The following is a 21,769-nucleotide window of genomic DNA, read 5'->3' as shown; positions in this document are numbered from 1 at the left end:
AAACGCTGCATTTCTGCAGCGCATTTTTATTTAAGATTTATTCATTTTTTCAGCGATTCTTCTTTTCTTCTTTCGTTCATAAATGACTTCTACAATCTTACCTCCGATCCACGAAAACGGGAAGAACGTAAGAAAAATAGAGATTTTATAGAAGGTAGGATGATAAGGAAAAACAATAACATCCAGCATGGCTATAAAAAGCATAATGAAACCGATAAGAATAGCATAAGCCACCTTAGCATATTTTACGATAATGGCAGTTGCCACCCCTCCCACTGTAGTTCCCAGTCCGGAAATAAACAGCAGGAAACCGAAAAACGCACCGTCGCTCTGCTTGCTCTGAAGAAATCTCTGCCAATGCTCGAACGGAGCAAAAGCGTCGAAATTTACCCATTGCGGAAATGCTCTTATCCCAAGAGTAATGATGAGTCCTGCAATCCCAAGACCTACGATAACCGCAATTGTATTTCTTATAAAATTCATTAATCCTGATGTGCGATCATAGAAATTTCGATATCCACATTTTTCGGCAGACAGGAAACCTGTACCGTTTCACGCGCAGGAAAGCTTTCCGCGTCCAGATAGGAAGCGTAAATATCATTCATTACCGCAAAATCATCCATGCTTTTAAGGAAAATGGTTGCTTTTACCACATTCTTAAAAGTCATTCCTGCTTCTGTAAGAATTGCTTCAAGGTTTTTCATTACCTGATGGGTTTCTTTTTCAATTCCTTCTACCAGTTTACCGGTTGCAGGGTCTACAGGGATCTGTCCGGAAATATACAATATTCCGTTTGCCATATTGGCTTGTGAATATGGTCCGATCGCTGCAGGAGCATTTACGGTGTTGATTACTTTTTTCATGAAAATTTATTTTGGGTGCAAATATAAAATTTATATTCTATTTCTATAATCAAATATTAGAAAGGTGCATTTGGCTGTGTAAAACTTCTGTCTTTATACTTCAGCGCATCACTTAAGATATTGGCTTTGATCCCGATAAAGAAGTCATATACTTTATACTGCCCGAAAGGAACCCAGTTGAAATTAATGGTAAAACTTCGCTGATCTCTTGCAAAACCGATTCTGGTATATGCAAGTTTCTGCGTCACCATATCGTAGTGGGTACTTCCGTTGATGTTCCAGTAAGGCGTTAGCTTAAGACTTCCGTCCAGTCCCACAGAAGCCAGTCTCGTCGGCGTTCTGGAAGCTGAACTTTTGGTGTAGGCATAGTTTGCATTTACATTTAACGTCCATGCCTGATCGAAATGCGCATAATTATCATCATCAAAATAATAATTTTCATTCCTTACCTCCCCTTTCGTTTTATACTTCTTGGCATAATCTGTTTTCTCGCCAAAAATTTCGCTGCTCAAAGGATAAGACATCTGAACGTTGAAGCCCTGAACACTGAAGTAGCCGAACTCTTCTGTTCTTATTCCGGCATCCTGTCCCGGAAGATAGATAATTCTGTATGGGTCCAAAGATAAGCTTGTATTCAGGCTGAGTTTATTATTAAAGAAAGAAGACTGTCCCGTAATCGTAATAATGGAAAAAGGATGATCTTTCGCTGCAAAATTATAATTTCCGGAAAGGTTAAGAGATTCAAAAATCTTTATTTTCTTCACTCCTGTAGAATCGCTTTTCGATTTTACCTTCATCTCTAAATTATTCCCGATGTTAAAACCTAAAGCGCCCACCAATCCTGTGGTTGGGCTTCCGATAATTCCGCCTTCAAAAATAGAATACGGTGTTAAAGCTCCGTTCGCATCGTAATAATTTTTAAAATATCCATACCCGGAACCTCCGAAATCCGGAGAATAGGTAAACCCGATACTTGGTGTCATCATGTGTCTGATGGCTTCAATCGCAGAACCTTTCTTAAAGTTTGCCTGTCCATACAAAGTGGTCTGAATACTTGCTGTTGTTGAAAACGTAGAATATCCTGAAATTCCTTTATTGGTTTCCGTAATTACTTTATTCTGAATAGGGTCGTAGAATTTATTGATGGTTTTTGTGGTTAACGCATTATCAATATTTGCTCCCAAACTGAATGTGAAATATTTTGCTACGGTGGTATTGGTTCCCAGAGCAATGTTATTTTTCACTCCGGTCTGCAGTTTATCCCACATTGCCGCTTTAAACAGCTCGCCTTCGTTGGTCTGAACAAAGTTCGATAAGTTAATCCCTGTGTTTACCGTTAAATTTTCAAGCAGACCGGAACGCACTCCTGTTTTGGATTTGAATAAATAAAACTGGTTGATCGCCACGTTCATCTGCGGCAGACGAAGATCTGATAAACCGGTGGCAAAATTCTGAGAATAGGAAGCGGTTCCCGTAATCGTAACCGGAAGCTTCAAAAATCTTTTGGTAATGGTAACCGTAGAGTTTTGCTGGGTATTTAAAACATTCTGATTTAAAATATAATTATTGTTCAGAGTGTTGTTATAGAATTTTGTACTTACAATATCCACCGATGCCGAAAACGTAAGGAAAGGATTGGCTTTTGAATCCTGTGTATGTCTCCACGCAATTCTGTATGTTCCTGTTTTACCGTAATCGTCCAAACCTTTGATCCCGCGAACCATGGTTCCGATGTCCGCAGAAAAGTTTCCGGAATAGCGGTATTTTTTAATATAATTCATTTCAGGGCGCAGGTTCCAGCTTCCTTTGGTGTAAATATCCGAAAGGATTTTAAGGTCAAAATGTTCCCCAATCGGCTGATAATATCCTAAACCGTTCAGGAAGAACCCGACATCCTGTCTTTCCCCGAAACTCGGGATCAGAATCCCTGCAGATCTTTTGCTTGAAAAAGGAAGAATCGCAAAAGGCATGATGAGCGGAGTAGGCACCTGCTCTATATACATCTGGATAGGTCCCGAAACAATGGAAGATTTATTTTTTGTTTTTACAAGCTTCAGGTATCTTGCTCTTAAAAAATAATCTGCCGCGGTATCTTTTTTCTTGATGTAATAATCGTCGGTGGTATAATCTGCGCGGCTCATCGCAAAGATACTGTCGTTGTACTTTTTGGTTTTGTTTGCCGTAATTACCCCTTCGTTTTCTTCGGTTCTTGCATTAAATGCAATTGCCTGTCTTGTTAAGGTATTATACTGAAATTCTGTGGTTTCGTATTTTTTTCCTGCCTGCGTTGTAATAACAGGCTCGATAATTCTTCCCAAAGAGTCCTGTTTTCCGCGTGCGTACATGAGATGTTTCTGCTCATCAATGGAAATATAGTCTGCATCAATCTGCATATCCTGGTATTTCACCTGCGCATTTTTGTTAAGATACACCATCTTTTTCTGGAAATCTCTTCTCTGGTAGTCTGCTTTTGTCTGCAGAACGGCATCCAGTGGTTCCTTTTTCAGAACAATGGTATCTTTTTTGGAAATAGTATCATTAACCGCATTTTCAGGCAATTTTTTGGGCGTTTGCTGTGCTAAAAAATTGTTAAAAATTAGGATAATTAAAATTTGTAATATATTTTTGGAGACGGTTTTGACCAATTTTTTGTTATATTTATATGTATACAATTAAGGCTCAAAATTAATATAAATTTTAAAACTGTAAGATGCACAAAGTAAATTTTAAAATAATTTTATCATTTCTCTTCATCCTGTTTACCAACTTTATTTTTTCGCAAAAGAAATTTACCATTGTTTTGGACGCCGGACATGGAGGAAGTGATTACGGAGCTAACAGAACCTACACTGATATCGGAAGGATCTCCGAAAAGGATGTAACGCTTGCCATTACGCTTAAAGTGGGGGCAATGCTTGAAAAAAATAAAGATTTTAAGGTAATCTATACACGAAAGATCGACGAATATCCTTCTTTATCGGACAGAACCAATCTTGCGAACAGAAGCAAAGCGGATCTTTTTGTTTCCATTCACTGTAATTCTTCCAAAAGACCAACCGCGTACGGAACCGAAACTTATGTACAGGGACCGGATCAGAATGATACCAATCTGGAAGTGGCAAAAAGAGAAAATGATGTGATCTTTCTGGATGAAAAAGATAAGCAGACCTTCGGTTCTTATGATGCAAGCTCTCCGGAATCTTTAATTGCCCTGAAACTTCAGCAAAGCAAATATCTGGAATCCAGCCTTCTTCTGGGCGGATTGGTAGAAAATAATTTTGTAAATAAAGATAAAAGAAGTTCCCGCGGTGTGTTCCAGAAAAACCTGCACGTTCTGCGTATGAATGCAATGCCTTCCGTATTAATTGAAACCGGATTCATCAATCATCCCGAAGAAAGTCATTATCTGGCTTCTGAAAAAGGACAGGATGAAATTTCCGAAAGTATTTATCAGGCAATTATTGATTATAAAAAAGCGATCGACAGAAAATCGGGTGTTTCCGCAGTGGTGAAAAAACCTGAACCGGATAAACTGGCGGAAGTAGCGCTGAAAAATGATTTCCGAATCTTACTGTTGAGTTCTCCTGAAAAACACAACGACGGCGATCCTGCTTTAAAAGGGTTAAATTACATTCTGCCTATTAAAGAGAACGGACAGTACAAATATTATTACGGGGTTACCAACCTTGCTTCTGTAAGAGATATCAACATTAAAACCGCAAAAGATGCCGGATTCCGTAATGCATATGCGGTAGGATTCATGCCGAACCAGAAATTAAGCACCGGATACTACACCATTGAACTCTATGTGGGCGAAAAACTGAATGGAAATTCTTTCATTCTTCAGACGCTTAAAGATGTGGAAAGAAACAAAGAAAGCGGCGTTTTCTATTATACCTACGGAAAAGTATATACTTTGGAGGATGCGGTGAAATTGCAGAAAGATCTTGAGACTAAAGGAATTAAGAATACCGTAATCCAAAAAGTTTTCAAATAATAAAAAAATAATTTTGAAGTTAAAAAGTTAATTATTACTTTTGCAACCTCAAAATTTGGCCTATTCGTCTAGTGGTTAGGACTCAAGGTTTTCATCCTTGCAACAGGAGTTCGATTCTCCTATAGGCTACCAAATTTATATCATGCCGGATTTAAAAATACAAGAAGCTAAATTGCTTTTTAAGAAAATCCACTCTAACCCAAAAAGTTATGATTTAAAAATCAATGAAGACGGGATAACAGGCAGTGATGATAAAATAAGTTTCAGACTTGACAGGACTGGAGAAAGGGTCACTTTTGAAGTAACGATTGACGGACTTACCTTCACCAATACCACTGGAGAATGGAACAATGCGATGGTAATGCTGAAGAGCACCATCAAAAAATTAGAAAGAGAAGAAGAGAATATTAAAATAGAACAGGCAATAGATAAACTCAAAAAATATTTATCTGAAGAAAATTAAAAATTTTTAAAAATAAATTTGGAGGATAAAAAAAAAGTTTTTACTTTTGCACTCACATTTGAACGATATGGCAAATCATAAATCAGCATTAAAAAGAATCAGACAAAACGAAGTAAGAAAACTTCGTAACAGATACTACCACAAGACTGCTAGAACAGCAATGAAAGTGTTAAGAAATGAAGAAGATAAGGCTGCTGCAGCAGAGCAATTGCCAAAAGTTATCTCTTTGTTGGATAAATTAGCTAAGAAAAATATTATCCACAAAAACAAAGCAGCTAACTTGAAAAGCAAATTAACTAAGCACGTTAATAAACTAGCTTAATAAGTATAGTTGGCCCGTTCGTCTATCGGTTAGGACCTCAGATTTTCATTCTGGTAAGAGGGGTTCGATTCCCCTACGGGCTACAAACTTAATTACTACTCTAACCTGGTAATTAATAAGAGTTGAAACTTATAAAAACAAAAACTAACCCTGCGATTATTCGCAGAAATTAGATGGCCCGTTCGTCTATCGGTTAGGACCTCAGATTTTCATTCTGGTAAGAGGGGTTCGATTCCCCTACGGGCTACAAAAGAGATTCATTATTGGATCTCTTTTTTGTTTATTCATACTATTTAATTCACCTCATCCTTCATTACGATATTCTAAAATCTGAAAAAACAAAAACCTTCACTATACAATGAAGGTTTTTAAGGAGAATGAATATCTTAAATCTAAATTCCGAAATTTACGAAAATACTGAACCGTGATTTGGCTTCAATATCTCCTCCGGCAAGATTTGTGTAAGCAGGAAGCATTACTTCACTTCCCAAACTGAATTTTTTGTAGGAGGCTTCAAAACCTAACTTTCCGTACAAAGCGCTTCCGGCGGTTTTAGGCATTACTTCTCCGAACTGTCTGTTCCAGTCGTAGACTTCCCCCTGCATCCCAAATTTTCCTGAAAGAATGCTGTTTTCATTTTTCCAGAGTCTGTAAAATCCTGTTGCCGCATAATTCCACTGGTTTCCGAAACGGTAATGTTTTTTATTTTCTGTTTTTAAAGTATAATCGGTGTTCAGCAACACTGCCAGTTTATCTTTCTGAAATTTATAGTTTAAAACCATCTGATAATCCCAGCTTCCTGTTCCGAGCTGAAAACTGGGATTTACTCCGGTGATTCCTTTTTCATCGAATCTTCCGATCGGAATTTTCACACCGAAACCTCCGTTCAGTTGATGGGAAGAATCTTTGGAATCGATGATCTGGTAAATTCCCATCACATTCGCATCCCCGATTCCTTCAATTTTTATATCTCCCTGTAGTGTTTTCTTGGTGTGAAACTGAAACGGAATACTAGCATACACACTTACATTTTTAGCAACCGGAATTTTTCCCCAAAGCTGAACCGTATTGAAATACTGATCCTGCGTCAGATCATTGACGAATAAATTTTCTTTCGCTCTGTAATGCTGTGCAAAATATTTAACCCCGATAAACTGAGGATTCAGCAAAGATTCAAAGCCGGAAGAACCGTTTCCTGCGGCGCAGCCACATGCATCACAATCATCAAAGAACAGTGGATTGAGTTCTTTGGGAATAAATAAACTGTCATGGATTTCTTTTGCCTGACTAAAAAAACATCCGGCTAAACCCAATGTTAAAAATATCTTCTTCATGATTTATTATTCTGCAAATTTTGGATTCGTTATAAAATTTTTGTCACTTAACGTTTTCAGAAATGCGATGGTGTTCTGTTTTTCAAAAGCCGTCATAGGAATCCCGATATGTCCGTTTTGTTTCAGCAACGGATCCAGATTAGGCTGGTTTTCTACATTTTCAGAATAAAAATTCATGACTGCTTCTAAACTGTAAAATCTTCCGTCGTGCATATAAGGTGCTGTAAATTCTACATTTCTGAGACTCGGAACCCGAAATTTCATATTATCATTCCAGTCCAGCGTTACACGGTATCTTCCTCTGTCGTCAAACTGCGGATTATAATACATTCCTGTATTCCTATAACTTTCATCGGTAAATAAGTCTCCCGAATGACAAGTCGCACATTTATTCTGAAACAGAGCCATCCCCTGATTTTCTTCAGCAGTGAAAACGGCATTTCCTTTTTTCATCCGGTCGTATTTTGAATCGGCGGAAATCATGGTTGCCATAAACTGGGAAATGGCTTTGAGAATTTTTTCACCGGTGATATTTTCATCCCCGAATGCTGCTTTAAACATTTTCTTGTAGCTCGCATCGGCATTTAACTTTCCTACCGCTTCAGGAAGAGAGCTGTCCATCTCAAAATCTGTGGTGATGGGAACCAAAGATCTTTCGTCCAGATTGTGACCGACTCCGTCCCATGTATAATTTTTCAGAAAAGCCATATTCTGTATCGGCGGCGCATTTCGGATGCCTAATCTGTCATCGATTCCATGACTTACTGTGTGACCGTGGTGCGTAAAAGCATATTCCTGAATATGGCAGAATCCACATGAGATGGTGTTATTTCTGGATAATTTCCCTTCATAAAAAAGTTTTTTTCCCAATGCTACTCCATTCACCGTGACCGGATTTCCTGTAATATCAAAAGTGATGTCCGGAAAACCCGCAGGTTTGTCGAGACGATAAGCTTCATCTTTTGGCAAAGGTTCAATAACCTCATCGCCTGTGCAGGAAGTTAATGCAAAAGCCAGAAAAAACAGGAAAATCCAAAGAGAGCCGGATTGCCCTCTTTTGGATTGCTGAAAACAATTAATCATTGTGAACGTGGTCTACTTTAAACATTTTTGAAATATTGTTCGTCACATTCACCAGATGTTGGTTCGATCCCATTGCCATATCGTTGGAACTGTCCAATGTTAAAGCAGTTTGTCCGCTTAAATATTGATTAAAATCTGCCAGAATATGAACGGAAGGGGTAATTTCTTTTGAAACTCTCGCTGTTGTAGGAAAGTCAAGGATGATTTCACGGTAAAGATCGGGTGTATTGTTGGCTGAAGTATTGCCCATGTTTCCGCAGTGGTTCATGAATTCTTTATTCGGTGAAGAGGTTCCGTATTTGCCTTCAAGTTTTGTGAAGATGTATCCTGCAGCCCAAGACCAAGCCATTCCCGCAGTTTTTGCTTTCTGCCAGAAAACGCCCTGTCCGCTTTGCCCCAAAAGATAAGCTGACTGACTGATGCCTAAACCGATTCTTACTTTTTTGTAATTATTTTTAGGAATTTCTTTCAGGTTGATGTAATTAATTCCGGCAACAGCTTCTGCCTGATCTATGATAAACGCTCCGTTGTCGGGATCGTTGTAATGGTATTTGAATTCTCCTCCGTTTTCATCGATTAAAGTGACGTTGCTGATGACATATTTCAGGGTTGAAAACTGGTGTTTTTGTCCGTTAACGGAAGTTTGTGTGGTCTGGTTCAGCACAATGTCTCCCAAATTATTGAATCCATTTTCGAATTTTAGCTGTAAATTTCCCGGAGTCGTGTCCAGAACTTCTTCATCGTCATTATTGCTGCAAGATGAAACGGTAAGTAATGTAATTGCTACGAAGAGTAATGATAAGAATTTGTAAATTTTCATTTTGATTAAATTTAATTGTAAAAATTATTATTGTTTAGTATTTATTTTTTGATAAATTTTAAAGTTTCATGTTCTTTTTTCCCAAAAAGCTGAAGGAAGTATACTCCCGGTTCTAAACTCTGAACGGTAAGTACAGAATTGTTTTGAACGGAATTGTTTCCTGTAACATCTCTCCCTGAACCATCAAAAATTTTGATGCTTTCAATCTGATATTTCGCAGTTATATGAATGACCTCATCTGCCGGATTAGGATATATGGAACTGGAAACGGTATGCTTAATCTCATCCTGAGTAGAAAGTGTTCCGTTGAAGATAAATTTCTGGATGCGGTGGTTTCCCATGTCTGTAACATAAAGATCTCCGTTTGGCGCCACAAAAACTCCTCTTGGACTTTTGAACTGATCTGCTCCACTTCCATTGCCGTTTCCTCCTGCAATCACATTTCCACTGGTCTGTCCTTCTTTCCAGGAAAGGATTCTTCTTCCTGTGTATTCAGCAATAATCATTGTTCCGTCGTTCATCATAAAAATACCGTTGGGTGCTTTCATTTGATTATTAGCGGTTCCGGAGCCATTGCCTCCCGCAACTGTTACTGCATTTGTACTGCCTGAAGAAAATTTCTGTACCCTGTTGTTAATATAATCTGTTACATAAAGATTCTCATTGTTATCTACATAGATGGTTCCGTTAACAGAAGGATTGGCTAACTGATCTGCATTTGCGCCATAAGTACCCGCAGCAGCCAAAGTTCCGGAAGAATCTCCTATTGCCCATTTCACAATTCTGCTGTTTCCTGCATCAACAATATAGAAGGTGTTTCCTCTGAGATAAAATCCACCGGGCTTGTTTAGTTGATTAAGTGCTGCTCCTTCTCCATTTCCTCCGGCCACAGTAATTCCTGTTACGGCATTGGGTTCCCACTTTTGAATTCTTGCATTAAACGAATCCAGAACATAGATATTCTTATTATCGTCTACCCAAACACAAGTAGGAGTATTAAGCTGATTGGAATTGCCTCCCGAACCATTTCCTCCGGCAACAGTAACTCCCTGATTTAATGCCGAATCCCATTTTACAATTCTATGGTTTTGGGTGTCTGTAATGTATAGATTGCTGCTGCTATCAATAAAAACAGAGTAAGGAAAATTAAGCTGGTTATTTGCACCGCCCGCTCCGTTTCCTCCGGCAACGGTAATCCCTTGAGTATTCCACGAATATTGCTGGGAGAAAATAAGATTGAAAAAAGAGAAAACTATTACAGATAATATTTTTTGAAACATATCTTTATGAAATTTCGATCCGGGATATTTTTGCTCCGGATATATATTAAACAAATAAGAGAATCGGCAAAATGCTCTAATGAACTGATCTGTAAAAATCAATTATGGAAACGAAACGATTTCTTAAACCCATTCTGTTATGAGCAGATCCCGATTCTCTTGAAGAAAAAAGTTTTGTTGATATTTTTGAGGAATTTTCTGAACACTATTTTACAGGATTTTTATAAAAAACACAGTTTTTATTTTCAGCATTTTGTATCCTCTGAAATATAAGAAGAACAAAGCCAAACGATTACAGCCGTAGCATTACAGCTAAACGTTTAATTTTATGCAATTGCTGAAAATTGACATTGTAAAACAATGTCAGAAAAACCTTTATAGATTGTCCGGAAAATTATTCTTCTGCATTTTCAGAAACAGAAGAGATTATGCTATACTAATGGAGGATGAAAAACCTGAAAATAGTGTAAATGATGATAAGAATCGGCACTGAATGTACCGACAGTATTTTTCAGAATATTTGATTTGAGGATGAAGCTGTCGTTTAAACTTTCATTTACGATAAAGATATCTATGGAATTCAGACTTATTTTCTGACTGCTTTTGTTTCCCTGCTCCTGAGTTTTTGAGAGTTCTTTTGAAAGGTAACATTTACCATTACACATTAACTCTGGTTTCATTCTGTTTTCACAAAGTTCTTTAGTTATATAGTCGTAATTAACTGTATAATCTATAAATGGCAATATCGGACGTATTGTCATCTGAATAATCATGAAAATAGAAATGATATATTTCACGGAGCAAATTTAATAATACTTTTTGTTTTGTTATATGATATTAAACATAAAAAGGCAACTTACAAAAGTTAATAAGCTGCCTTTTATATCAATCAATTAACGTTCATCCTCAGCAGAACACAATCCTACAATTGTATGGAAAGTATCGTGCAGAGCAGTAAGAGATTTTGTAATATTTGCATCAGAATCTTTTTTCTTGATTTGTTTTTCAAGATCCTGACTGTCCTTAGAAAGTTTTGCAATGGATTCCTTCACGCCTTTTTTGTTAAATTCAGCAGGAACAGCCGAAGTTTGCAATGCTTTTGCTTTTGCCGCCATTTCTGCTGCTCTTGTTTTGATAGGCTGAAGATTGCCTTCTTCCGCAGGATGGAAAGTCTGAGACATCACGGTATGAAAATCTTTCATAGCCTGCCAATCATCGAATTTCCCTTTTTTTGCTTTCGTCGCTTCTTCGTATCGTCTGCTGATTTCTTTCCAGTTGGTTACGTTCCAGATCGCCGTTAAATAATCTGCTCTTTTGTTCTGATATTTCAGGTAATACGCGTGTTCCCAAACATCGATCCCGAAAATAGGGGTTCCTTTTTCTTCTACAACATCCATTAATGGGTTATCCTGATTGGGTGTTGAGGAAACAAATAATTTTCCGCTCTTATCCACAGAAAGCCATGCCCATCCTGATCCGAAACGGTCGGCTCCTGCTTTTGCCATCTTTGCTTTAAAAGCATCCATGCTTCCGAATGTTTCGTTGATTGCTTTTGTAAGTTTTGCAGAAGGCTGTGTATTTTTTTCCGGGGTTAAAACGGTCCAGAACAACTCGTGGTTGTAATGTCCTCCTGCGTTATTTCTTACGGCAGCCGGTAATTTTGAGGCATTCGACATGATCTCGAATAAGGTCTGTTTTTCCTGCGGCGTTCCTGCGATTGCTTTATTCAGGTTCGCAACATAGGCTGCTGCGTGTTTGGAATAATGAATTTCCATTGTCTGTGCGTCTATATTTCCTTCCAACGCATTGTAAGCATACGGCAACGGTGTCTGCTTAAACTGTGCAAACGCAAACTGCGCTGCAAAAACTGCACTTAGGGCAGCTACTTTCAAAATCTTCATAACGTTTTGTTTTTTGTGGTTTATTTTGGCTGGGAGATGGGTGATGGAAGCCTGAAGTTCTCTACATATTCCATAAAACTTCCATCTTCCAAATCTCTATTTCAATAATTTCTTAATATCCTCTATTAATATTTCTCTGTCGGGATGGTATTTTCCGGTAAGCTTCGGCGTTTTACCTTCCGGATCTTCATAATTTAATCCCGAATAATACAAAATCGGCATATTGTCTTTATTATAGCGGCAACGAATGTTTCCATCTTTATCCACAAGGGCAATCATTCCGCTGTGATTAAGGCTTTCGCTTTCGTCTTCTTTATCTCCGACATAGATATTGAACTGATCTGCCAGTTTCCCGATATAATCTCTGTCTCCCGTAAGAAAATGCCAGTTCGGAGATTTTACTCCGATTCTGTCGGCGTGTTGTTTTAACGTTTGCGGCGTATCATTTTCCGGATCGATGCTTATGGAGATGATTCCAAAACCGGGATTGTTGATCTCCTCTTCAATGGCTCTCATGTTGGTATTCATGACCGGACAAATCGTCGGGCATTTGCTGAAGAAAAATTCTACCAGATAAACTTTTCCGAGCATGTCTTTATTGGTAACGGTTTTGTTGTTCTGATCCGTTAATTTAAAGTCCGGAACTTTCATTACGGTGTACAGATTTTTTTTGAAATACCCCATTCCGACACCGATCCCCAGAAAAAGCAAAGCAATAATTACAATCGGAACGATTACTTTGCTTTTGGAATTGCTGGTCTTTTTATTTTTTGGCATATTTCTCAGGATTCTTTTTGAATTCGTCTTTACAGTAAGCACTGCAAAAACCGTACGTTTTATTTTTATAGACTGCCGTATCTTTCATATCGGCTTCGGTGGGCATATTGCAGATGGGATCTACCGCATTGGCAAATTTCACTTTTTTTGTTCCGGAATTTGCGGCTGTTTTTGCTTTTTTATGCTTTACTTTAGGGGTTTCCTGTGCACATGCCATTAATGAAACAGACAATAATGCTGTTAAAATAAGTTTTGATTTCATTTTTATTTACATTGAAATTATTAATAATATTAGAATGAAAATTGATTGAATTTTAAACTAAATTTAATACTTACTGAATTAATTTTAAACCATGAAGAACATTGAAGAAATTAAGTCTTATTAAGAAATCATATTGATTTCAAGCTTCTGATATAATATGAAGCAATTCTCAAACTCTTAAAAGCTTATTGAGATTTATCCGTTAAAATAATTATTGAAAATTTAGTCTAAAACTCTATACTAAAGGAGGATGGAATATTCTGGAAAAATATTCTGAAGTATGGAAATTGATGTAACGTGAGTCTGAGTTTTTGTTTAAAACACTCAACTGACTGTTATCTGAAAAGGAAAGTATTTCATGGGATATAAATACATCGAGTCCTGAAATCTTTACCGTCTGATTGGTATTGGACTGTTTTTCTGTTTTTGCCAGTTCTTTTTCTACGTAGCATTTTCCTTTGCAGGTGGATTGCGGAATGTTTCTGTTTTCACAAAGGTTTTTTACGATGTAGTCATAATTAACGGCATAATTAATCAAAGGCAAAACGGGACGTAATGCAATCGTAAAAATGATAAATATGGAAACGAAAAACTTCAATGATGTATTCTACTCCACAAATATACTAATGAAATTTTGTTTTTATGATAGATTATGATGAAAGTCAGTTTTGGTAATGGTTTAATTGGACGCTTTATTTTCGCAGACATTTCTCAAATTCCACAGCTTCGGATAAATAGTTTAAAGCATTAAAAATCTGCGGCATCTGTGAAATCTGCGGGAGTTTTCATAATTTATTAGCCACGGATTGCACGGATTTTCACAGATGAATAAAAAATGCTTTATGATGATTAAAGGAATCTGCGAAATCTGTATAATCTGCGGGAAACTTCTTTCTCCCGCGGATTTTTGCAGATGACGCTGATTATTATTTTACCACGAAACCACCGATTTTCGCAGATGAATAAAAATGCTTTATGATGATTAAAACAATCTGCGTAACCTGTAGGAGAAAAATAAATTTTGGCTAAAGCCGAATTGAAAAATTTATCCTTGCAAACGGGCTAAAGCCCGTTCCTATTAATGAGTAAACTCAGTTTGACAATATATACGCAATACAATAAACTTCTATCATCCTACTTCCCTCTTCCGGCTTATTAAAATTTCATCCGTTGAATTCTTACCGCATTTAAAATGGCAAGTAACGCCACTCCGACATCAGCGAAAACGGCTTCCCACATGGTTGCCAAACCTCCTGCTCCGAGAATTAGAACAACCGCTTTGATGGAAAATGCCAGAATGATATTTTGCCACACAATTTTTTTTGTCTGTTTTCCAATGTTGATTGCCATCGGGATTTTACTGGGCATATCATCCTGAATGACAACATCTGCTGTTTCAATCGTCGCATCACTTCCCAATCCGCCCATCGCAATCCCGACATCGCTTAACGCGACAACAGGAGCATCATTCACTCCGTCTCCTACAAAGGCAACGGTTTGATTTTTTGCTTTTATTTCCTTCACTTTATTGACTTTGTCTTCGGGAAGCAGATCTCCATAAGCGTTCTGAATGCCTAATGTATCGGCAACGTGTTTCACGACAGAGGATTTATCTCCGCTCAGCATTGTGGTTTTTACCCCTAAAGATCTTAATTTACTGATCGTTAATTGTGCATCTGCTTTAATCGAGTCTGCAATTGTTAAATACCCGACAAACTTTTTATCATACGCAACAGCAATTAAAGTATACACCCTATTTTCAGGCAGAACATCGTATTTGATGCTGAACTTATCCATCAGTTTGAAGTTTCCGACCAACAGTTCTTTTCCGTTGATGAATGCCTTTAAACCATAACCTGCGATTTCTTCCACATTTTCCAACAGGATCGAATGATCGACTTCTCCCACATATTGATGAATAGCCGTTGCAACAGGGTGAGAGCTTTTACTTTCCAGAGCATTGACGAGTTTTAAAATTTCATCTGTATTACATTCATTATTAAAATTAACTTCCTGTACTTTGAACACGCCTTCCGTCATGGTTCCGGTTTTATCCATCACTACATTCTGAACGTTTGCCAAAATATCTAAGAAATTGCTTCCTTTAAATAAAATTCCGTTTCGGCTTCCCGCTCCGATTCCTCCGAAATATCCCAAAGGAATAGAAATCACCAACGCACACGGACAGGAGATCACAAGGAAAACCAATGCTCTGTACAGCCAGGCTCTGAACTGGTAATCTTCTACAAATAAATAGGGTATAAATGTGATTCCGATTGCAAGAAATACAACAATCGGGGTGTAGATTTTAGCAAATTTCCTGATGAATAATTCGGTAGGAGCTTTTTGAGCAGTCGCATTCTGAACGAGTTCTAAAATTTTGCTCAGTTTGCTGTCTTTGTAAGCGGTTGTCACTTTTACTTCGCTTACTGTATTGAGATTGATCATTCCGGCTAAAACAGTTTCGCCTTTTGTTTTGGTATCGGGTTTACTTTCTCCGGTTAAAGCAGAGGTATTGAATGATGCGGTTTCAGATAATAATTCTCCGTCTAATCCTAATTTTTCTCCGGATTTTAACTGAATGACATCTCCGATATTTACTTTTTCGGCTTTCATAATCTGAGATTTTCCGTCTTTTAAAACCGTCACTTCATCGGGACGCTGATCGAGTAAAGATTTGATATTGCTTTTGGCCCTTGTTACTGCCATTGCCTGAAAAACCTCGCCAACGGAATAAAAAAGCATGACCGCAACGCCTTCCGGATATTCTCCGATAGCAAAAGCGCCCACGGTTGCGATTCCCATCAGGAAAAACTCGGAAAATATATCTCCGCTTTTTATGCTTTCGAATGCTTCTTTCAAAACCGGAAGACCAACCGGAATATAGGCGATGAGATACCAAACCAGACGAATCCAGCCGGAAAACCATTCAGCTTTGATGAAATTATCCAAAGCGATTCCTATTAATAACAATCCAAAAGAGATGATTGCAGGAAGAAACATCCTGAAAGCAGACTGATCTCCTGTATCATGAGAATGATCGTGATCGTGGTCGTGACCTTCATGATGATGTTGATGTTCTTTTTTAGGTTTTGTACTGCAGCATTCTTCCATAAGTTAAATTTTTATTCAAAATTACAGACAGAACCCGTGCAATACTATTGCAAACTTTCCAGACAGTTTTCGCAGATTACTTTTGCAAAAAGCCTTATTTCATCGATCCTGAATTGAGTCTGAATGTTTTCGGGAAACAAAATATCTTCTTTACAGGTGGTCTGTTTGCAGATTTTACAGTAGAAATGGAGATGCCAGTCTTTGTGAGTATGTTCATCGCATCCATCGTGGCACAGCTTATATTTTGTTGTCGTATTTTCCTGAATGCTGTGAACGATTCCCTTTTCTTCAAATGTTTTTAAGGTGCGGTAGATTGTGGTGCGGTCTGCATTTTCAAAATGATTTTCGATTTCGGACAAAGAAAGGGCGGCTTCCTGAGAACTCAAAAAATCGTACACCAAAATCCTCATGCTTGTAGGTTTGGTATTTTTATTTATTAATTTATCCTCAATGTCCTTTTTCATACGATTCTATTTAACATATCCATTTCAAAGTTAATGGTTTTAAAATTTGTTTCTGTGAATGTTCATTCTATTTTAATAAAAAAGCTAAACAGCAAAAAAGAGCGGTTCATTACAAACCACTCTTGAAAAACACACTGCTTCAAAAATATTGAAGTTTTAGTATAATCTTTGGATGGATAGATAAATCACCCTCATATTATCTGCTGTACTGGTTGTATTCATATTATCAACCGTAGGGAAATAATAGACTCTGTACCATTTATCATCTAAAGAAAGGTCCATTGTAAGTACTTCCTGATGTCCGCCTTCCCCGCTTCCTGTTGCTCTTGGTGTTGTAGATCCTAAGATATCATTATATCCTACTCCGTAGTAAATTCCGTTATCGAGTTCCATGTATGCAGAAGGAGCAAGGGTAGCTCCTGAACCTGTAGGTGTACTTGGAGCCAAAAGATAATTTGAGGCATTAAAACGGTCTACGTTGGTTAAGGCACTAAACCACAGTTTCACCGGAGATGAAGATGTATTTACCAGTCTTGGCCACATCGTTACGCTTCCGTTTCCTCCGTTGGAAGCTCCGTTGAACCATGCATCAAGTCTTATTTTTCCTCCGATAATCGGCAAATCTGTAACAAAAGCACTCATCCAGCCAGAGACATTTGCGGAAAATCCGGCTTTATAAAATACGAGATCTCCGGGAGCCAGTCCGTCTCCTGCTCCAATTACGGCATTACATGTTTTGCCTCCGATATTTAAAGAAAATGTGGTTGTAATGGGACTTGTTACAGTAGGTGTTCCGGAAACGGTATAACTCAGCGTTCCTGAGCCGGAGTTAAAATTTCCTGCGGATAAAGTTGCAGTCAGTCCGTTTACAGGACCTATTGTCTGTGCAGCATAAATTCCTCCGTTTCCTCCGGTATAAGGAACATTCATTGTTCCGGTGTAAGGAACACCTGTTGTGTATGTACTCGGAGAGAGGGTAATTCCGTTACAGGTAATTGCCCCTACTGTTCCGGGCGCTAAAGATCCGTTATTAAAGGTTCTCCACTCTGTTCCGTTCCAAAAAACATAGCCGTTATAGACTAATCCTCCGGTTCCTAAATTGTAAACCAAGAGTCCTGTTGCCGGAGAAGGGATGGTTGTCTGGTCTGTCTGTGAAGTTAGCGCTGCTTTCGGACCCAAAAATCCTTTCTTGCTTCCTGAAGCCAGTCCGTCCACATTCACGTCCAATAGTGCAGAAGAATTTGGCGAGTTGGTTCCAATCCCAACATTACCGGAAGAGGTTACTACAAAATCATTTGCCTGTTGTGCAGCCGTAGGATTTCCTGTTGACGGATTGTCTTTCGATCCGTCTACATGGAAAACCCCTTTTGGATTAGAGGTATTAATCCCCACTTGGGAATATAAAAGATTAAAGGAAGCGATAGTAATGGATAAAATAATTTTTCTCATAATAATGTTTTAAAGAGTTTTTGAAAGGGGGGCTTTTTCAATTGTGTTTCATTTGTTGTTTTTAGAGTTTTATAAACCTGATTTATCTTGTTTAATTTTTCTCTGATAATGTATTCTTTGTTTTAGACTGATTTTTCTAGAATTCCGGACGATGTGTTTAATTTAATATTCATTATCAATTTATTTTTTTCTAATTTTGAATAATATCTTTCTTTTTGTTTGTAATAAATAAAAAGATGTTTGCACCTTATCACGAAAAAACCTTACTCTAAGGAGAATTGATCTGACATATTTTTTTAGTTAAAAATTGTTTTGCAAAGTTATTCTCGTTGATAAATCAAAAAAAGACATGTGTAAATCATAATCTTGAAAATGATTTATAATGATTATATTTGCCTACATATCAATGCTTTAAAAAAGTCATTTATGGTAAATGACTGCTTAGATTATAAAATGAAGTAAAAATACGGATGGGTACAAAACATGAACAAATTGAAAAACTGAAGCAAGAGCTCATGGACAGGTATGTAATTCTCATGCTTATCATTTTAGCTTTTTTTATTTTTATTTTTACATTTTATACTTATGATAATTTTCTTATCTGGTATTTGGGATCGGCATTATTTTTTCTGGGATACACTTATTTTCTGATGAGAGGAAGATTTAAACAATCTACAATTATTCATCTTCATCTTTTAATTGCGCCTCTTTACAATATTTATATTGTTCTGGCATTTTGGGATTATTCGGTGGTAAGTTTTTGCTGGTATCTGCCAATTCCTATCGGAGCCTACATTTTCTTTACAAAAAAAGAGGTTTTTCTTTACACGCTTTATACCGTACTTATTATTTTAGCCTGTTATTTTATTACCGCAAATTTCAATCTGGAATTTCCGGAACGTACCCAGAAAACGGTATTGTTTACCGATATTATCATCATTATTTCCAATATTTTAGTGGTTACGCTGCTTATTTATTATAAAGACAAAATAAGAAAGCTGGAAATTCTTTCGGAATTTGAAAAAACAGAAAAAACAATAATTGCAGAGGATAAAAAGACAGCCGATATTTCTACAGAAAGTACTGCTGAAAACATAGAAAGTATGGAAAAACTTTTTTCCAGAATTGAAACTTCCATGAACGAAAAACTGTTGTTTAAAGATGTAAAATTCAATCTTTCTGCTTTAAGTGTTGCACTGGACGTTAACAACACTTATATTTCAAAAGCGATCCGTTACAAAGGGTATCCTAATTTTAACAGTTATCTGAATACGTGCAGGGTAAATTATGTGAAAAAACTATTCACCGAAATCGATTTTCAGAAAGCAACGTTAATGTATGTGTATACGGAAGCCGGATTTTCGAACCAGTCGACTTTTAACCGTGCTTTTAAACAGATTGAAGGGATAACGCCTTCGGAATATTTCCAGAAACATCTTAAAAATACCATTTAATTGTGTTTTTAAAATGTACTATCTTTGAATAAATTATTTTCAATGAAAATTCTTATCGTGAATGGTCCCAATCTGAATTTATTAGGAACCCGAGAGCCCGAAATTTACGGAACAGTTTCCATGGAGGATTATCTGGATCGTCTCAAAACCGATTTTCCCTCCCATCAACTGGAATATTATCAGTCTAATATCGAGGGTGAAATTATCAACCAGCTTCAGAAAGATGAATTTGATGCTCTGATTATTAATCCGGGAGCTTTTACGCATTATTCTTATGCTATTGCCGACTGTTTAAAGAATATCCGAAAACCAAAAGTTGAGGTTCACATCAGCAATATTTATAAAAGAGAAGAATTCCGCCAGAAATCTGTAACAGCAGCAAATACAGATGCTGTTTTATCCGGTTTCGGGATGGAAGGCTACAGACTGGCTATCCTGAGCCTGAAGTAATTTTTCAACAAAAATCTGCCGGAATACAAATAAAAAATCCTCATCTTGCGATGAGGATTTCTATTTTTAGTTGGTTGTCTGCTCTTGTAACTGAGGACCGGAAGGAATTAATTTTTTACCTTCTTCGGTATTGCAGTACTGCTCAAAGTTTTTAATGTATCTTGAAGCTAAGTCTTTCGCTTTTTCTTCCCATTCAGAAGCATCATTATAAGTATTTCTCGGATCTAAGATTCCTTCTGAAACATTTGGCAATGCTGTAGGAACTTCCAGATTCATGATCGGAATTCTTGTTTTCGGAGCATTTTCGATAGATCCGTCGATGATCGCATCGATAATGGCTCTTGTATCTTTCAGAGAAATTCTCTTTCCTGTTCCGTTCCAGCCTGTGTTTACCAGATATGCTTTTGCACCGTGTTCTTTCATTTTCCCGATTAATGTTTTAGAGTACATTGTTGGGTGCAATGTTAAGAAAGCTTCCCCGAATGCAGGAGAGAAAGACGGTTCCGGAGAGGTAATTCCTCTTTCAGTTCCCGCTAATTTCGATGTATACCCGCAAAGGAAGTGGTATTGTGCCTGATCTTCATCCAAAATAGAAACCGGAGGCAATACTCCGAAAGCATCTGCAGAAAGATAAACGATCTTTTTTGCGTGTCCTGCTTTTGAAGGCAGAACAATTTTATTGATATGATAAATAGGATAAGAAACTCTTGTATTTTCTGTGATTGATCCGTCTGTATAATCTGAAATACCGTTGTTTACCACAACATTTTCCAATAGCGCATCTCTTTTAATGGCTCTGAAAATATCCGGTTCTTTTTCTTCCGAAAGATCGATAACTTTTGCATAGCAACCTCCTTCATAGTTGAAAACTCCGTTGTTATCCCAACCGTGCTCGTCGTCTCCGATCAGATATCTTTTAGGATCTGCAGACAAAGTTGTTTTTCCCGTTCCTGAAAGTCCGAAGAAAAGAGCTACGTCTCCTTCTTCTCCTACGTTTGCAGAACAGTGCATTGAAGCCATTCCTTTTAGCGGAAGGTAATAGTTCATCATTGCGAACATTCCTTTTTTCATTTCTCCGCCGTACCATGTTCCTCCGATAATCTGAAGTTTTTCAGTAAGGTTGAACATCACGAAGTTTTCAGAATTCAGTTCCTGTGCTTCCCAGTTTGGATTCGTTGTTTTAGAACCATTGATTACGGTAAAATCCGGCTCACCAAAGTTTTCCAGCTCATAATGAGAAGGACGGATGAACATATTGGTAACGAAATGTGCCTGCCACGCTACTTCAACGATGAACCTCACTTTTAGTCTCGTATCTGCATTGGTTCCGCAGAAAGCATCTACTACATAAATTTTCTTTGCAGCAGCAAGTTGGTTCAGCACTAAATCTTTACAAGACGCAAAAATTTCCGGAGTAGTCGGCAAGTTTACTTTTCCGTCCCAGAAAATCGTTTCTCTTGTAACATCATCCTGAACTATGTACCTGTCTTTAGGAGAACGACCTGTGAAAATTCCTGTTTTTACTGATACTGCACCAGATTCCGTAAGCTCAGCTTTCTCAAAGCCCTGATTTTCAGGAGAAACTTCAGCCTGATACAATTCTTCGTAAGACGGATTGTACACTACTTCGTAATTTCCTTTAATCCCTAATTTTTCTAAATCTTGGATGATTTTAGCGTGTTTCATTTTACTTATATTTTCTATTTCTTTTTTGGGTATAACAAAATTAAATATTA

General features: G+C 37.5%; 20 protein-coding genes, 3 tRNA genes and 1 pseudogene. 8 read left to right on the top strand and 16 right to left on the bottom strand.

Features of this window, described 5'->3' with window-relative positions; all coding sequences use genetic code 11:
* Positions 1 to 30: 30 nt before the first annotated feature.
* From BW951_RS08600 to BW951_RS08590, 3 genes are read right to left on the bottom strand one after another with little or no spacing between them, the layout of a single operon-like run.
* On the bottom strand, positions 31 to 483 hold the full coding sequence (locus tag BW951_RS08600) for a hypothetical protein (RefSeq protein WP_076391806.1): 453 nt from the start codon (positions 481 to 483) through the stop codon (positions 31 to 33).
* Positions 483 to 863: a RidA family protein gene (locus tag BW951_RS08595; protein ID WP_076391804.1), complete on the bottom strand. Its 381-nt coding sequence runs from the start codon at positions 861 to 863 to the stop codon at positions 483 to 485. The genes BW951_RS08600 and BW951_RS08595 overlap by 1 nt, the downstream gene beginning before the upstream one ends.
* 56 nt (positions 864 to 919) lie before the next feature.
* Entirely contained in the window at positions 920 to 3,508 is a 2,589-nt protein-coding gene (locus BW951_RS08590) for a putative LPS assembly protein LptD (RefSeq protein ID WP_084196395.1), read from the bottom strand.
* Positions 3,509 to 3,573: 65 nt separating this feature from the next.
* Here BW951_RS08590 and BW951_RS08585 point away from each other — a divergent pair, with 65 nt between their 5' ends.
* The 6 genes from BW951_RS08585 to BW951_RS08560 all read left to right on the top strand — a co-directional run bounded on the left by BW951_RS08585 (position 3,574) and on the right by BW951_RS08560 (position 5,892).
* On the top strand, positions 3,574 to 4,860 hold the full coding sequence (locus BW951_RS08585) for an N-acetylmuramoyl-L-alanine amidase family protein (RefSeq protein ID WP_175608800.1): 1,287 nt from the start codon (positions 3,574 to 3,576) through the stop codon (positions 4,858 to 4,860).
* A gap of 57 nt (positions 4,861 to 4,917) precedes the next feature.
* A tRNA-Glu gene (locus BW951_RS08580) sits at positions 4,918 to 4,992 on the top strand.
* Between the two features lie 10 nt (positions 4,993 to 5,002).
* The gene (locus BW951_RS08575) at positions 5,003 to 5,323 is read left to right on the top strand and encodes a hypothetical protein (protein WP_076391800.1); all 321 of its coding nucleotides are present in this window, start codon (positions 5,003 to 5,005) and stop codon (positions 5,321 to 5,323) included.
* A gap of 67 nt (positions 5,324 to 5,390) precedes the next feature.
* The gene (rpsT, locus tag BW951_RS08570) at positions 5,391 to 5,645 is read left to right on the top strand and encodes a 30S ribosomal protein S20 (protein ID WP_076391798.1); all 255 of its coding nucleotides are present in this window, start codon (positions 5,391 to 5,393) and stop codon (positions 5,643 to 5,645) included.
* A gap of 11 nt (positions 5,646 to 5,656) precedes the next feature.
* Positions 5,657 to 5,728, top strand: a tRNA-Glu gene (locus BW951_RS08565).
* 92 nt (positions 5,729 to 5,820) lie between these two features.
* A tRNA-Glu gene (locus BW951_RS08560) sits at positions 5,821 to 5,892 on the top strand.
* A 145-nt stretch (positions 5,893 to 6,037) separates the two neighbouring features.
* On the opposite strand, the gene BW951_RS08555 is transcribed toward BW951_RS08560, so the two are convergent.
* The 12 genes and pseudogenes from BW951_RS08555 to BW951_RS08500 all read right to left on the bottom strand — a co-directional run bounded on the left by BW951_RS08555 (position 6,038) and on the right by BW951_RS08500 (position 18,129).
* Positions 6,038 to 6,979, bottom strand: coding sequence for a transporter (locus tag BW951_RS08555; RefSeq protein ID WP_076391796.1), 942 nt, complete (start codon positions 6,977 to 6,979; stop codon positions 6,038 to 6,040).
* Positions 6,980 to 6,985: 6 nt separating this feature from the next.
* Positions 6,986 to 8,062, bottom strand: coding sequence for a cytochrome-c peroxidase (locus BW951_RS08550; protein ID WP_084196389.1), 1,077 nt, complete (start codon positions 8,060 to 8,062; stop codon positions 6,986 to 6,988).
* Positions 8,055 to 8,882, bottom strand: coding sequence for an MbnP family protein (locus BW951_RS08545; protein ID WP_084196388.1), 828 nt, complete (start codon positions 8,880 to 8,882; stop codon positions 8,055 to 8,057). The genes BW951_RS08550 and BW951_RS08545 overlap by 8 nt, the downstream gene beginning before the upstream one ends.
* A gap of 41 nt (positions 8,883 to 8,923) precedes the next feature.
* A complete protein-coding gene (locus BW951_RS08540) occupies positions 8,924 to 10,162 on the bottom strand; it encodes a T9SS type A sorting domain-containing protein (RefSeq protein ID WP_139326132.1) in 1,239 nt (412 codons plus the stop codon).
* A 431-nt stretch (positions 10,163 to 10,593) separates the two neighbouring features.
* The gene (locus BW951_RS22540; RefSeq protein WP_076391792.1) at positions 10,594 to 10,959 is read right to left on the bottom strand and encodes a hypothetical protein; all 366 of its coding nucleotides are present in this window, start codon (positions 10,957 to 10,959) and stop codon (positions 10,594 to 10,596) included.
* Between the two features lie 444 nt (positions 10,960 to 11,403).
* Positions 11,404 to 12,063, bottom strand: a pseudogene (locus BW951_RS08530) (superoxide dismutase); the annotation flags it as partial.
* 96 nt (positions 12,064 to 12,159) lie between these two features.
* Entirely contained in the window at positions 12,160 to 12,840 is a 681-nt protein-coding gene (locus BW951_RS08525; protein ID WP_139326131.1) for an SCO family protein, read from the bottom strand.
* The gene (locus tag BW951_RS08520) at positions 12,827 to 13,102 is read right to left on the bottom strand and encodes a YHS domain-containing protein (protein WP_076391790.1); all 276 of its coding nucleotides are present in this window, start codon (positions 13,100 to 13,102) and stop codon (positions 12,827 to 12,829) included. Before BW951_RS08520 ends, BW951_RS08525 begins: the two co-directional genes overlap by 14 nt.
* Before the next feature lie 235 nt (positions 13,103 to 13,337).
* The gene (locus BW951_RS08515) at positions 13,338 to 13,700 is read right to left on the bottom strand and encodes a hypothetical protein (RefSeq protein ID WP_029297874.1); all 363 of its coding nucleotides are present in this window, start codon (positions 13,698 to 13,700) and stop codon (positions 13,338 to 13,340) included.
* A 557-nt stretch (positions 13,701 to 14,257) separates the two neighbouring features.
* Positions 14,258 to 15,907, bottom strand: coding sequence for a heavy metal translocating P-type ATPase (locus BW951_RS08510; RefSeq protein WP_420866228.1), 1,650 nt, complete (start codon positions 15,905 to 15,907; stop codon positions 14,258 to 14,260).
* Between the two features lie 353 nt (positions 15,908 to 16,260).
* Positions 16,261 to 16,680, bottom strand: coding sequence for a Fur family transcriptional regulator (locus BW951_RS08505; protein ID WP_076391786.1), 420 nt, complete (start codon positions 16,678 to 16,680; stop codon positions 16,261 to 16,263).
* 156 nt (positions 16,681 to 16,836) lie between these two features.
* Positions 16,837 to 18,129: a hypothetical protein gene (locus BW951_RS08500; protein WP_076391784.1), complete on the bottom strand. Its 1,293-nt coding sequence runs from the start codon at positions 18,127 to 18,129 to the stop codon at positions 16,837 to 16,839.
* 470 nt (positions 18,130 to 18,599) lie between these two features.
* Between BW951_RS08500 and BW951_RS08495 the strand changes: the two genes are divergently transcribed.
* Both BW951_RS08495 and BW951_RS08490 read left to right on the top strand, forming a co-directional pair.
* On the top strand, positions 18,600 to 19,583 hold the full coding sequence (locus BW951_RS08495) for a helix-turn-helix domain-containing protein (protein ID WP_076391782.1): 984 nt from the start codon (positions 18,600 to 18,602) through the stop codon (positions 19,581 to 19,583).
* Positions 19,584 to 19,625: 42 nt separating this feature from the next.
* Entirely contained in the window at positions 19,626 to 20,033 is a 408-nt protein-coding gene (locus BW951_RS08490; protein ID WP_076391780.1) for a type II 3-dehydroquinate dehydratase, read from the top strand.
* A gap of 66 nt (positions 20,034 to 20,099) precedes the next feature.
* Here BW951_RS08490 and pckA read toward each other — a convergent pair whose 3' ends face one another.
* Positions 20,100 to 21,719 carry a phosphoenolpyruvate carboxykinase (ATP) gene (pckA, locus tag BW951_RS08485; RefSeq protein WP_076391778.1) on the bottom strand — a complete coding sequence of 540 codons (1,620 nt, stop codon included), beginning with the start codon at positions 21,717 to 21,719 and terminating at the stop codon, positions 20,100 to 20,102.
* Between the last annotated feature and the right edge of the window lie 50 nt (positions 21,720 to 21,769).

The organism is Chryseobacterium gambrini (genome assembly GCF_900156825.1).
Lineage (GTDB): Bacteria > Bacteroidota > Bacteroidia > Flavobacteriales > Weeksellaceae > Chryseobacterium > Chryseobacterium gambrini.
This window is presented reverse-complemented; position numbering and strand designations above follow the sequence as displayed.

Coding starts and splice junctions, on each gene's coding strand:
- BW951_RS08505 (WP_076391786.1), bottom strand. CDS start 16,680: ATGAAAAAGGACATTGAGGATAAATTAATAAATAAAAATACCAAACCT.
- BW951_RS08585 (WP_175608800.1), top strand. CDS start 3,574: ATGCACAAAGTAAATTTTAAAATAATTTTATCATTTCTCTTCATCCTG.
- rpsT (WP_076391798.1), top strand. CDS start 5,391: ATGGCAAATCATAAATCAGCATTAAAAAGAATCAGACAAAACGAAGTA.
- BW951_RS08600 (WP_076391806.1), bottom strand. CDS start 483: ATGAATTTTATAAGAAATACAATTGCGGTTATCGTAGGTCTTGGGATT.
- BW951_RS08495 (WP_076391782.1), top strand. CDS start 18,600: ATGGGTACAAAACATGAACAAATTGAAAAACTGAAGCAAGAGCTCATG.
- BW951_RS08500 (WP_076391784.1), bottom strand. CDS start 18,129: ATGAGAAAAATTATTTTATCCATTACTATCGCTTCCTTTAATCTTTTA.
- BW951_RS08520 (WP_076391790.1), bottom strand. CDS start 13,102: ATGAAATCAAAACTTATTTTAACAGCATTATTGTCTGTTTCATTAATG.
- BW951_RS08545 (WP_084196388.1), bottom strand. CDS start 8,882: ATGAAAATTTACAAATTCTTATCATTACTCTTCGTAGCAATTACATTA.
- BW951_RS08555 (WP_076391796.1), bottom strand. CDS start 6,979: ATGAAGAAGATATTTTTAACATTGGGTTTAGCCGGATGTTTTTTTAGT.
- BW951_RS08510 (WP_420866228.1), bottom strand. CDS start 15,907: ATGGGAATCGCAACCGTGGGCGCTTTTGCTATCGGAGAATATCCGGAA.
- BW951_RS08575 (WP_076391800.1), top strand. CDS start 5,003: ATGCCGGATTTAAAAATACAAGAAGCTAAATTGCTTTTTAAGAAAATC.
- BW951_RS08595 (WP_076391804.1), bottom strand. CDS start 863: ATGAAAAAAGTAATCAACACCGTAAATGCTCCTGCAGCGATCGGACCA.
- BW951_RS08525 (WP_139326131.1), bottom strand. CDS start 12,840: ATGCCAAAAAATAAAAAGACCAGCAATTCCAAAAGCAAAGTAATCGTT.
- BW951_RS08550 (WP_084196389.1), bottom strand. CDS start 8,062: ATGATTAATTGTTTTCAGCAATCCAAAAGAGGGCAATCCGGCTCTCTT.
- pckA (WP_076391778.1), bottom strand. CDS start 21,719: ATGAAACACGCTAAAATCATCCAAGATTTAGAAAAATTAGGGATTAAA.
- BW951_RS08540 (WP_139326132.1), bottom strand. CDS start 10,162: ATGTTTCAAAAAATATTATCTGTAATAGTTTTCTCTTTTTTCAATCTT.
- BW951_RS08490 (WP_076391780.1), top strand. CDS start 19,626: ATGAAAATTCTTATCGTGAATGGTCCCAATCTGAATTTATTAGGAACC.